Below are 11619 nucleotides of genomic sequence, written 5' to 3'. Positions count from 1 at the left end.
CGGAAGAGGACATCGCCATGTCTGCCGCACTGCTCACCGGCACCCCCCTCACCGGCCGGGTCGCCGTCGTCTCCGGCGCCTCCAGCGGGATCGGTGCCGCCACCGCCGAACGCCTCGCCGGGCTGGGGGCCACCGTGGTCCTCCTCGCCCGCCGCGAGGAGAGGCTGAACAGCGTCGCCGCCGGTATCGGGGCGGCGGGCGGCAAGGCGCTCGCCCTCGCCGTCGATGTCACCGACCGCGAGGCGGTCACCGCGGCCGCCCGGGAGGTCGCCGACCGGTACGGCCGGGCCGACCTCGTCCTCAACAACGCCGGCGTCCAGCTCGTCTCCGGTATCGAGGAACTGCGGGTGGACGACTGGCAGCGTCAGATCGACCTGAACATCACCGGCGTCATGAACGTGATCGCCGCCTTTCTGCCCCAGCTCACGGAAGCCGCCGCCCGGGGCGGGCCCGCCGACCTGATCAACACCTCGTCCATCGCCGCCACCCGCATCCTGGAGAAGTTCTCCGTCTACTCCGGGACCAAGGCCTACATCAGCCATCTCACCCGTCTGCTGCGGGTCGAACTCGGCCCGAGGATGGTCCGGGTGGCCACCGTGGAACCCGGCATGGTCGACACCGAACTGCCCGACCATGTCACCGACCCGGACGCCTCCCGGCTCATGGCGGACCTCATCCATGGCATCGATGTCCTCCAGGGCGCCGATATCGCCGAGACCGTCGCCTTCATGGCCGCCGTGCCGCGCCATGTCAATCTCACCGAGGTCACCGTCCTCCCCACCGCCCAGGTCATCTGAGGCCTGCGGCCCGCCCGCTCCGCCCCGAACGGCGCCGGGGCGTGTCCTTCGTGTCCCGGACCTCACCTAGGTGGTTGTCACCGACGCGAGCGGGTGCGGCACGGTGGAAGGGTCGGGACGCGGCGGCACCACGGCCGCGGACCGATACGACCAGCGGGAGAATCCATGGCAGCCCAGGGCATCACCTACACCGGCCTCGACGCGCTCCTCACGCCGGAGAACTCCGTTCTCCTCCTGATCGACCATCAGGGCGCCCAGTTCGCGGGCATGCGCAGCATGGACGCGACCCTGGTGGTCAACCATGTGACCGCGCTGGCCAAGGGGGCCAGACTCTTCGAGGTGCCGACCGTCCTGACCACCGTCGTGGCGGACCGGGGTGGCCGGCTCATCCCCCAGATCCAGGAGGTGTTCCCCGACCAGACCCCGATCGACCGTACGGCGATCAACACCTGGGAGGACCAGCGGGTGGTGGACGCCGTCGCCGCGACGGGCCGCCGGGACATCGTCATGGCGGGGCTCTGGACGGACATCTGTCTGGCCTGGCCCGCCGTGCACGCCCTCGCCGACGGCTACCGGGTGTTCGCGGTGACGGACGCCTCGGGCGCCACCAGTGTCGAGGCCCATGAGCGCGGCATCCAGCGCATGATCCAGGCCGGGGTGATACCGACCTGTTCCGGAACGGTCATCGGGGAGTGGCAGCGGGACTGGGCCCGTGAGGCGACCGTACCGGGCATGACCGAGATCCTGCTGGAGCACGGCGGTGTCTTCGGCACCAGCCTGGCCTGGGAACTCCAGCTGCTCGGCCTCGACGGGAAGTGACCCGCCCGCCACCCGGCTTCCGGCGGTGAGCGGGGCCCTGTGCCCCACGGCCGGCGGACAGACCTCCTGAGGAGTCGCACGATGAGGATCACTGTGGTCGGCCGGGGCCGGGTCGGCGGCGGGCTCGCCCGGCTGTGGACCGACGCGGGCCATACGGTCACCGCGCTCGGGCGGGACGGCGGGGACGCCACCGGCGCCGACGCCGTGCTGGTGGCGGTGCCCGGCCGGGCCATCGCCGAGGCGCTGGGCCGGGTGTCCGGCCTCTCCGGCCGGACGACCATCGACGCCACCAACATCTACCGGGAGCGGGACGGTTCGTTCCCCTCGCTCTCCCATCAGATCAAGTCGATCGTCGGCGGCCCGACCGCCAAGTCCTTCTCCACGGTCTTCGCCACCACCTATGAGCGGATCCCGGCGCAGCGGGTCGGGCCGAGCGCTCTCTTCGCCTGCGATCCGGAGGCCAGGGGCATCACCGAACAGCTCATCCGGGACGCCGGTCTCGACCCCGTCCTCATCGGCGATCTCGACCCCGGCGCACGGCTGCTGGAGGACAGCTCCGGCCTCACCCGGGCCATCGCCGCACACATGGGGCCCTTCTTCACCCGGTACGCGCCCCCCGGCGAGCTGTGATCCCGGTCCGGTCCGGGAATTCCCACGGGATCGGCAGGGTCGGCGGGATCAACAGGGACGACAGGGATGACAGAGACGACAGGATCGGCGGGACTTACGGGACTTGTGGAACCTCTCGCGGGCCGCCGGAAAAGCGCCCCTCGGCCCCGGCCGGATTCCTCATCCCTGTTCGCGGCCGACCGCGTCCAGCATTTTGCCCATCAGGATTCCCAGGGTTTCGATCTCCCGGGGGGTCAAGGGGTCGAAGAAACACCGGCGGACCGTCTCCACATGCAGGGGTGCGGCGCCTTCGATCGCGGCCCGCCCCTCGGCGGTCAGCCGCACCATGGAGCCCCGGGCATCGTCGACGCAGGGCTCCCGGGTGACGAGTCCCCGCTTCTCCATACGGATGATCTGGTGGGACAGCCGGCTGCGTTCCCAGCCGACCTCCAGGCCCAGCTCCCTCGACCTCAGCAGGCCGTCGGGGGCGGTGGAGAGGGGGACGAGCAGGGCGTAGTCGGCGCCCGAGAGGCCGGAGTCCCGCAGGAGCTGGCGGTCCTGCGCGCTCTGGAGATCCCGGCGCAGGTCCCGGTACATTTTCCAGACCTGTGCCTCCCGGTCGTCCAGCCATCGCGGTTCTCCCATGGAGGGGAATGTAGCAGAGGGCCGGCGGGCCATCGGAGGCGAATTCGGCCCCGACTGTCACGCCTTTCGCATGGGCGGGTGCGGGATTTCCTCATTCCCGGACACCCGCACAGAACTCCTGCCGGTCCCCGGACTTCACGGATGGACCGGCACCGTCCAGGGGAATCCTGTCGTGCAGTTGGCGGCGGGAGAGAATTCCCATCTTCTTGAATACGCCGCGTAAATGGGCCTCGACCGTCCTGGGGCTCAGATTCAACTCGGCCCCGACTTCCCTGGAGGTGGCGCCCGTCGCCACCAGCCGGGCGATCCGGTGTTCCTGCGGGGTCAGGGCGGAGGGGTCGGGCCGGCCGGGCCGGAGCGCGCGGGCGGGCTCCCCGGCCGCGCGCAGCTCCCGGGCGGTACGGGCGGCGAAGGCGGTGGCGCCCCGGGCGGAGAACACCGTATAGGCCCGGTGCAGTTGTGTCCGTGCGTCGGCCCGGTAGCCGCCGGCCCGCAGCCACGCGCCGTAGAGAAGGCGGCCCCGGGCCGCGTCGAGGGCCGCCTCGCCGCGATCGAGCCGCCGTACGGCCTCCTCATGGAGGTCTCCCGCCTCGGCGCCGCCGCCGAGGAGCGCCCGGGAGCGCAGGCACACCCCGAGCGCCCAGTCGGTGGAGCAGGCCCGGGTGCGGTGGAGGACCCCGTCCAGCGCCGCATGGGCGAGGTCGGGCTCTCCCGCGCGGGCCGCCGCTTCCACCAGCTCGACCAGGCCCCAGGTGTACGGGCCGCTCTCGTCGAGGTGACGCTCCGTCCGCCAGGCCCGTACGGCGTCGGCGGGGCGGCCGAGCCCGTTGGAGAGCAGGGCCCGGGCGTACCCGACGGCCGTGAGGAGTTCGCCGCCCCCGCGCGCGAAGGCGTCGCGCCGGGCCGCGACGGCCAGCTCCGCCGTCCGGGCCCGCTCTCCCCGCCAGGCCGCGAGAACGATCCGTACGGCGGAGACACCCCAGCCGGTGGTCCCGCCCGGCAGTGCGCCGATCTCACGGAGGAGCGCCGCCGCCGTGCCGAGGTCACCCGCGTGGACATGGACCAGGGCCCGCCGGCTCAGGGCGGCGGGCAGCAGGGTCGGCGCGGCCGCGCGCCGGGCGTTGCGCAGCTGGCGGTCGGCGAGCCGGCGCCATGCGGACTCGTCCCACAGATCGATCGCCGCGCCGCACAGGGCCCATGCCTCTCCGGGGCCGTAGGGGTGGGTGTGCCGACCGTCGAGATAGGCGCGGAGTGCGCGTCGCAGCGCGGGGGCGGCGGCCGTGAGACCCGCGCGTTCCCGTTCGGTGAGGGCGTCCAGCAGCAGGTCGAGCGGGCGCGGGGGGCCGGGTGCCGGGGGAATGCCGGGCGCGGGCTGCCCGGTCGCGAGACGGCCCGCGCACCCGGCGGCGGCCACAGCGTCCAGCTGGATCTCCCGGGCCAGGGCGGCGTCCACGGGCGACATCAGCGCGGCCGCCCGCCCAAGGAGTCCGGCCGCCGTGTCGTACCGGCCCCGGTCCAGGGCCATCCGGGCCCGCAGGGCCTCGGCACGGGCCGTGAGCCGCTGGTCGAGGGGGGCGGCGCGGGCGAGGGCCAGCAGCCGTTCGGCCGCGTCGTGGGCCCCGGCGTCGCGCCGGGTCGCGGCGGCGCTCAGGATGCGCGCGGCACGGTCCCGGGCGTCGGGGGTGAGCCGGGCCGCCGCTTCGAGGAAGGCGGCGGCCCGGCCCGGTGCCCGCTCCGGTGCGGCGGACCGTTCCAGGGCCCCCGCCGTGGCTTCGTCCGGGCCCGGGAGCGACTGGGCGTGGTGCCAGAGCCGGCGGTCCGGCTCCTCGGCGGCCTCCGCCGCCGCCGCGAGGGCACGGTGGGCGGTCCGGCGTTCGGCGGGTGTGGCCCCGTACCAGACGAGGGAGCGTATACGGGGGTGGCCGAAGCGGATCCACAGGTCGACCCGGAGGAGGGCGGCCTCTTCGGCGGGGGCCGCCGCCTCCGTACCGATGCCCAGGTGCCGCAGGGCCCGCCACAGGTGCAGGGGGTGGCCGGTGGGCTCCGCGGCGGCCACCAGCAGGAGCGTCCGGGTGTCCGGGGGAAGGGCGGTGATGCGTCCGCGGAGCCGCGCCTCCAGGGGTGGTCCGGGAGGCATGTCCGGGGCGGGGAGGCCCGCCGCCCGGGAGAGTTCGAGGAGGGCGAGGGGGTTGCCCCCGGCCTCGGCGATGACCCGGTCCCGTACGGAACGGTCCAGGGGGACGGGGGCCCGCGCCAGGAGCCCCCGCGCGTCCCGCTCCGGAAGTCCGGTGAGGAGCAGGGAGGGAAGGCTCGCCAGCTCGCTCCGACCGCCGATCCGTTCATCGGCCCGGTGATCGACCCGGTCATCGGCCCCGTCGCCGATCCGGTCACCGGGCGGGTCGCCGGGCCGGTCATCGGTCCCGTCATCGGTCCCGTCATCGGGCCGGCGGGCCGCGAGGAGAAAGGCGACCCGGGTGTCACCGGCCCTGCGGGCGGCGAAGGCGAGGGCCCGGACGGAGGCCCGGTCCAGCCCGTGCGCGTCATCGATGACACACAGCACGGGCCGTTCGGCCGAGGCTTCGGAGAGCAGCGCCAGGGTGGCCGCCGCCACGAGGAAGGGGTCCGGTCCACCGTCGGCGCCCGGGTGGAACACCGCCTCCAGGGCCCGGCGTCGCGGCTTCGGCAGTCCGGCGACCGAGGCCGACAGAGGAGCGCACAGCCGGCGCAGCCCGTCGTGGTCGCGCCGCCCGTACCGCTCCCCGCCGCCGGTGCGCAGGACGGTCGTCCCCGGTGGGGTCCGCACCGATGCGAGCAGGGCGGTCTTCCCGATGCCCTGGTCGCCGAGGAGCAGCAGGGCTCCACCGCGTCCGGCGGCGAGGTCGTCGACGATCCGCTGGAGCCGCCGGATCTCCCGCCGCCGGCCGACGAGCCCCGGGCTCCCGGGTGTTCCCGTTGCCCCCGGTGGCCCCGGTATCCCCGGTATCCCCGGAGGCGGTTCGGGTGTCCCTCCCTGTGCGGGCATGTGGGTGTCCCCCTCCTCCGCTGCGGCCGCCGTCGGCGGACCCCGGCCGCGCAGGGCCATGGGCGGACCCCACCCCTGCGGCACGGGTGCCGCACCCACCCTCCCACGTTTGAGGACACGTCAACAATAATGCGGGGCCGTTCAGCCGCTCCGGTCGACCGGGGAGCCGTCGCCGTGGAGGTCATCACGGTGCAGCGGAAGCCGCCGGAGCTGTCTGCGCGAGGTGATGCCGAGCTTGCGGAAGATGTTCCTCAGATGGGCGTCGATGGTCCTGGGGCTCAGAAAGAGCTGGGTCCCGACCTCCTTCGAGGTGGCCCCGGTGGCGACCAGACGGGCGATCCGGAACTCCTGCGCCGTCAGCCCGACCGGGGCCGGGACCCGACGGCTCCGGGGGTGCTCCCCCGTACTGTCCAGCTCGCGGGCGGCACGGGCCGCGAAGGCCCCGGCCCCCATCGCCCGGAAACTCCCGTGCGCGGCGCGCAGCAGGGTCCGGGCCTCCAGACGGCGTCCCGCACGCCGCAGCCATTCGCCGTAGACCAGGCGGGCGCGGGCCGCGTGCACCGCGCCCTCGGTGCGGTCGAGCCGGACGATCGCCTCCCGGTACCACTCCTCGGCCTCGGGGCCGTCCGTCAGCAGGGCCCGGCCGCGCAGGGCAACGCCCCTCGCCCAGTCGGTTCCGGTGCTCTCCGTGCGTTCCAGCAGCCGCCGGAGCAGCGGTGCGGCCCGTTCCCGTTCCCCGGTACGGGCCGCGGCCTCCAGGAACTCGGTGAGGAGCCAGGCGTGGAATCCCAGCTCGTCCAGGAGGCAGGCGGGGTGCAGGACCTCCAGGGCGGCGTCGTAGCGCCCGAGGCCGTTGAAGAGGACCGCCTGGGCGTACTCGACCGCGGTGACGAGCCGGCCCTCGCCCCGTTCCTCGGCACCGGCCCTGGCCCGTTCCGCCAGCTCCAGGGTCCGTCTCTCCTCCCCCCGCCACGCGGCCACGGTCACCTCGACGTACTCCAGGCCCGGGGCGCCGACCTCGTCGGCGATGGCATAGGCCTCCGCGACGAGGGTGGCGGCGTCGTCGAACTCGCCGGTGTGGATATGGGCGAGCGCCCGGTAGCTCAGCGCCACGGGCAGCACGGTCAGCGCGCCCGCCGCCCGGGAGTCCGCCAGCTGGCGTCCGGCCAGGGAGATCCACGCGGTGTCCTCCCAGAGGTCCATGGCGGCGCAGCAGGCGAGCCACAGTTCACCCGTGGCGGGCCGGCCGCCGTCGCCCTGTTCCCCGTACACCCGTACCACGGCGCGCAGCAGCGGGACCGCCGCCGCGAAACCCTGGGTGGTCTGGGTGGTCAGCGCGTCCAGGAGCAGATCCAGCGGGCGTACGGGGGTGTCGTCACCGAGCATCTCCCGGGCGGCCCCGGCCACCTCGGACATCCGGACCGAGTGGGCGAACCGGCCGACGAAGACGGCGGCGGCGAGGGTGTCGAGCAGGGTCTCGCGGGCCGCCGGGCGGTCGACCCCGGCCAGGGCGCGGGAGGCGTCGAGGAGTTGGGCGACCGCCGCGTCGTCCCGGTTCCGGTCGAAGGCGATCCTGGCGCTCAGGGTCAGGGCCTGGGCCCGCGCAAGGGGTCCCAGGGGTCCGGTACGGGCCACGGAGAGCAGTCCGAGGGCCTCGTCGAGGGCTCCGGCCTCATGTTTCGCCGCCGCTGCGGCCAGCGCCCGCTCGGCGCGCGGGCCCGGCCGGGGGGTCAGCCGGGCCGCCTCGGCGAGGAAGACCGCCGCCGCGGCGGATCCCCCTCGGGCCCGTGCGCGGGCGGCCGAGCGGTGCATCGCGTCGGCGATGTCCCCGTCGGGTCCGACGGCGGCCTGGGCCCGGTGCCAGGCCGCGCGGTCGCCGTCGCTCTCCTGCCCGCCGTCGCTCTCCTGCCCGCTGTCGCCGTCGCCCGCCGGGGCGAGGGCATCGGCCAGTGCCCGGTGTGCCGCGCGTCGCTGCTCCGGGGAGGCGGAGCGATAGACCGCGGAGCGTACGAGGGGGTGGCGGAAGCGCACCCAGGTCCCGAAGGTGACCAGTCCGGCCTCCTCGGCGGGGCGGGCGTCGCCGGTGCCGAGGTCCCGTCCGGCCGCGGCCCGCATCAGCAGTGCGGGGTTGCCGGTGGGTTCGGCGGCGGCCATCAGCAGCAGGGTCCGGGTACGGTCCGGGAGTCCGGCCAGTCTGGCCCGGAAGGTCGACTCGATCACGGCCGGTGCGGCGGAGGCGTCGGGGCGGGCGAATCCCCCGGCGAGTCCGCCCGCGCCGGGCAGTTCGAGCAGGGCGAGCGGGTTGCCCCGGGCCTCGGCGAGAACCCGTTCCCGTACCCGGATGTCGAGGGGTGCCCTGATCCGGGCCATGAGGAGGCTCCGGGCGTCCGCCTCGGCCAGCCCGGTCAGCGCCAGGCGCGGCAGGCCCCGTAACTCGGGGCGGGTCGCCGGGTCCCGTACCGCGATGACCAGCGCGATCGGCTCGTCCCGCACCCGGCGCGCGGCGAAGGCGAGCGCCTGTGCCGAGGTCGGGTCGAGCCACTGGGCATCGTCCACGGTGCAGAGCAATGGGGTGCTCCCCGCGGCGTTCGACAGCAGATGGAGGAGGGCGAGACCGACCCGGAAGCGGTCGGGGGTGTCGCCGTCCCGCAGGCCGAAGGCGGTCTCCAGCTCCGCCCGCTGAGGGGCCGGCAGGGCGGCGAGCCCGGGGAGGACGGGTCCGCAGAGCTGGTGGAGTGCGGCGAAGGCGAAGTCGGTCTCGAACTCGGCCCCCTCGGCCCGCAGAACGCGCGGCCCGGGGGCGGAGCGCGCGTACTCCAGCAGGGCGGACTTGCCGATCCCGGCCTCGCCGCAGATCACCGTGGCACCGCCGCGACCGGCGGCGAGTTCTTCGAGCAGGGTGTCCAGGGCGGCGCGCTCGCGCTGCCGCCCGAGGAGACGGGGTCGCTCAGGACCGGGGGGAGACAGGGGCATCGCTCCATTCTGTGCGGGATCGGCCTCCGTGGCCCGGACAGGCCGCGCCCATGGCCGGTCTGGTACGTACACCGGTGTCCGGGCGGGTGCGGGTACCGGTGTCCCGGCGGGTGCCGGTGTCCGCGCCGTCGCGCGGCGGAGGCGACCGAGGACTTCAGCCGTCCGTCCCCAGGATGTGGTCCCGCGAGGCGTGGACCTCCGCACGCAGCGCGGGCAGGTCGACGCCGAGGAGCCGGCCGTCCCACTTGCGGATCCGCCCGGCGACGAACACGGTGTCGATATTGCGGGCGTCCGAGCCGAGGACGACGGTCCCGACCGGGTCGTTCAGCGGCATGTTGTTGATGTCCTCCGCCCTGATCACCAGCAGGTCCGCCTGTTTGCCCACCGTGAGCGAACCGGTCACGTCCGCGAGGCCGTTGGTCCGCGCGCCCTGTGCGGTGGCGAAGTCGAGGACGTCATGGGTACGGATACGGGAGGGCTCCCGCCCGGTGCCGTAGGCGGCGTTGACGGCCCGCATCCGCTGAAGGGTGTGCAGGGCGCGCATCTGGGTGAACATATCGCCGGCCAGGGCCACTTCCACATCGATGCTCAGCCCTGGCCGTACCCCCGCGCCCAGCGCCTCGTCCACGGCCGGAACGGCGGTCTCCAGGCCGATCTGGGCGTCGGACGTCGGGGCCAGCGCGACGGTGGTGCCGGTCTCCCCCACCGCGCGCCAGGCCTCGGGGGTCAGGCCGGTGGCATGGATGAGGGTGAGGTCGGGGCCCAGCAGCCCCTGGCGTTCCCACTCCAGGACGGCCCGGGACGACGGAAGGCCGAAGACGGCGTCGACGCTCACGCCCACCCCCAGTTCACGTGCGGTACGGGCGAGGGCGGGGCCGTAGGCAAGCTGCGGGCCGGCGATCTCCTCGGTCGCGAGCGCGGCGAGGCGGAAGGTCAGCAGATCGTCCCGGTACCGGTCCCGCAGCCGGGCGAGATCCGCGGGCCACTGCCGGTCCCACTCCCCGAAGTGCGGCCCCATCGCCGCGTGCACCCCGCGGATCCCGGTGTCGAGCAGGGCCCGGACGGCGCTGTCGGAGTGGGCGGCGGTACGGGAGTTGTGGGAGAAGTCGAGCATCGTCGTGATGCCGGCGTCCAGCGCGGTCAGCGCCGCCAGCCTGGTCCCGATGTACATGTCGTGCGGCCGGTACCGGGGGGCGTGGCCGAGGAGCGTGGCGCGTACATAGGTGCCGAGGTCGTCGACATCGGGCATCACCCGGCGCAGTTGGGCCTGCCAGGCATGGCGGTGGGTGTCCACAAAGCCGGGCGTCAGGACGCAGCCGCTCACATCGACCACCACGGCGTCGGTGGCCGCGCCCCGGGCCAGGAGACCGGGTCCCACGGCGGCGATGCGGCTGCCGTCGATCAGGAGATCGCCCCGGGGCAGGATGCCCGTCCGGGGGTCCATCGTGACGACGGTCGCGCCGGTCAGCAGCGTTCTGCGGCGGGGGTCGGGAGCGCACAGCCGGGCGAGCAGCTCCGGTCGGGCGGTGGTGTCGGCATACATGGGAGCTCCGATCGGACGACGGGGCAGGGGGGCGGTACGGGGGCGGTACGGGGGCCGGGGAGGCGGTACGGGCCGGGGCGGGAGAGCCGGGTCCGGCCGCGCCGGTGTCCACAGCGTCGGCCCGGACCCGGGCCCGAACCAGGCCGTGGTCCTCCTGGGTGCCCCACACCCAGGAAGGCGCTTTCTCGACGTACGGTGCTCCCCGTCGTCGGTCTACGCTGGCCGGATGAGCCATGGAACACCCCTGGGTGACTTCCTCAGAGCCCGTCGCGGGGCTCTCGCACCGGGCGATGTGGGGCTGCCCGCACACGGCCGGCGGCGTGTTCCGGGGCTGCGGCGCGAGGAGGTGGCCCTGCTCTCCGGGGTCAGCTCCGACTACTACATCCGGCTGGAGCAGGGGCGCGAGAGCAGCCCCTCGCCCCAGGTGCTCGACGCCATCGCCCGGACCCTCCGGCTGGACGCGGAGGCCTGCGACCATCTGCACCGGCTCTGCCTCGCCCCGGTACGGCGTCCACGCCATGGCAGGGCCCATCAGGAGGTGAGCCCGCAGCTGGTGCGGCTGATGGACGGATGGCACCGCTCCCCCGCCTTCGTGCTGGGGCCCGCCCTGGATGTGCTGGCCGCCAACTCCCTGGCCGTGGCGCTCCACTCCGGGTTCGACGCGTTCGACAATCTGGCGCGGATGGTGTTCCTGGATCCGGCGGGCCGCGACTTCTACCAGGAGTGGGAGCGGGCGGCACATGCCTGTGTGGCCGAGATCCGGGCCGCCTACGGCCATGATCCCGAGTCGGTCCCGATCGCGGAGGTGGTGGCGGAGCTGACGGCGGGGAGCGAGGAGTTCGCCGTGCTCTGGCCGCGGCACCAGGTGCGGAGCAAGTCCCAGGAGGGCAAGCACCTCAAGCACCCGGCCGTGGGCGATCTGCACATCCAGTTCTCCGCCTTCACCGTGAACGGCGCCCCCCATCAGCAACTGATCGTCTACCAGGCCGAGCCGGCCACCGCGACCGCCGAGGCGTTCACCGCGCTGAGCGCCCCGGCCGACGGGCCGGTGGTTCCGTCCGCCGACCCCGGGAGCGCGCCGTAGGGCGTCAGGGAGGGTGCGGCGCACCCAGGAAGACCGGGGCCTGGAAGGGGAGTCCGGCCCCGGCGAAGGTGACAGGGTCCGGCCGGGTACCCGCGTACCGCACCACGGCCGGGCGGCCACTCACCCG

Annotated in this window: 8 protein-coding genes; 4 read left to right on the top strand and 4 right to left on the bottom strand. The window is 74.5% G+C overall.

Going from position 1 to position 11619, the window contains the following annotated elements; genetic code table 11:
* Positions 1 to 17: 17 nt before the first annotated feature.
* The 3 genes from ABT354_RS01770 to ABT354_RS01760 all read left to right on the top strand — a co-directional run bounded on the left by ABT354_RS01770 (position 18) and on the right by ABT354_RS01760 (position 2246).
* Positions 18 to 797, top strand: coding sequence for an SDR family oxidoreductase (locus ABT354_RS01770; RefSeq protein WP_351487531.1), 780 nt, complete (start codon positions 18 to 20; stop codon positions 795 to 797).
* Positions 798 to 962: 165 nt separating this feature from the next.
* Positions 963 to 1616 carry a hydrolase gene (locus tag ABT354_RS01765; protein ID WP_351487528.1) on the top strand — a complete coding sequence of 218 codons (654 nt, stop codon included), beginning with the start codon at positions 963 to 965 and terminating at the stop codon, positions 1614 to 1616.
* A gap of 81 nt (positions 1617 to 1697) precedes the next feature.
* Positions 1698 to 2246: an NADPH-dependent F420 reductase gene (locus tag ABT354_RS01760; protein ID WP_351487525.1), complete on the top strand. Its 549-nt coding sequence runs from the start codon at positions 1698 to 1700 to the stop codon at positions 2244 to 2246.
* Positions 2247 to 2405: 159 nt separating this feature from the next.
* On the opposite strand, the gene ABT354_RS01755 is transcribed toward ABT354_RS01760, so the two are convergent.
* The 4 genes from ABT354_RS01755 to ABT354_RS01740 form a co-directional block, all read right to left on the bottom strand.
* Entirely contained in the window at positions 2406 to 2870 is a 465-nt protein-coding gene (locus ABT354_RS01755; protein WP_351487522.1) for a MarR family winged helix-turn-helix transcriptional regulator, read from the bottom strand.
* Positions 2871 to 2961: 91 nt separating this feature from the next.
* Positions 2962 to 5892: an AAA family ATPase gene (locus ABT354_RS01750; protein WP_351487520.1), complete on the bottom strand. Its 2931-nt coding sequence runs from the start codon at positions 5890 to 5892 to the stop codon at positions 2962 to 2964.
* Between the two features lie 141 nt (positions 5893 to 6033).
* Complete coding sequence (locus ABT354_RS01745; protein WP_351487517.1) at positions 6034 to 8865, bottom strand: ATP-binding protein; 2832 nt, start codon at positions 8863 to 8865, stop codon at positions 6034 to 6036.
* A gap of 154 nt (positions 8866 to 9019) precedes the next feature.
* The gene (locus ABT354_RS01740; protein WP_351487514.1) at positions 9020 to 10408 is read right to left on the bottom strand and encodes an amidohydrolase family protein; all 1389 of its coding nucleotides are present in this window, start codon (positions 10406 to 10408) and stop codon (positions 9020 to 9022) included.
* A gap of 226 nt (positions 10409 to 10634) precedes the next feature.
* Here ABT354_RS01740 and ABT354_RS01735 point away from each other — a divergent pair, with 226 nt between their 5' ends.
* A complete protein-coding gene (locus tag ABT354_RS01735) occupies positions 10635 to 11492 on the top strand; it encodes a helix-turn-helix domain-containing protein (protein WP_351487511.1) in 858 nt (285 codons plus the stop codon).
* Positions 11493 to 11619 lie beyond the last annotated feature (127 nt).

The sequence above is a fragment of the Streptomyces sp. NPDC000594 genome (assembly GCF_040299965.1).
Taxonomy (GTDB): Bacteria; Actinomycetota; Actinomycetes; order Streptomycetales; family Streptomycetaceae; genus Streptomyces.
This window is presented reverse-complemented; position numbering and strand designations above follow the sequence as displayed.

Excerpts from the sequence above, each read along its gene's own strand:
- ABT354_RS01770 (WP_351487531.1), top strand. The coding sequence starts at position 18 with ATGTCTGCCGCACTGCTCACCGGCACCCCCCTCACCGGCCGGGTCGCC.
- ABT354_RS01765 (WP_351487528.1), top strand. The coding sequence starts at position 963 with ATGGCAGCCCAGGGCATCACCTACACCGGCCTCGACGCGCTCCTCACG.
- ABT354_RS01760 (WP_351487525.1), top strand. The coding sequence starts at position 1,698 with ATGAGGATCACTGTGGTCGGCCGGGGCCGGGTCGGCGGCGGGCTCGCC.
- ABT354_RS01755 (WP_351487522.1), bottom strand. The coding sequence starts at position 2,870 with ATGGGAGAACCGCGATGGCTGGACGACCGGGAGGCACAGGTCTGGAAA.
- ABT354_RS01750 (WP_351487520.1), bottom strand. The coding sequence starts at position 5,892 with ATGCCCGCACAGGGAGGGACACCCGAACCGCCTCCGGGGATACCGGGG.
- ABT354_RS01745 (WP_351487517.1), bottom strand. The coding sequence starts at position 8,865 with ATGCCCCTGTCTCCCCCCGGTCCTGAGCGACCCCGTCTCCTCGGGCGG.
- ABT354_RS01740 (WP_351487514.1), bottom strand. The coding sequence starts at position 10,408 with ATGTATGCCGACACCACCGCCCGACCGGAGCTGCTCGCCCGGCTGTGC.
- ABT354_RS01735 (WP_351487511.1), top strand. The coding sequence starts at position 10,635 with ATGAGCCATGGAACACCCCTGGGTGACTTCCTCAGAGCCCGTCGCGGG.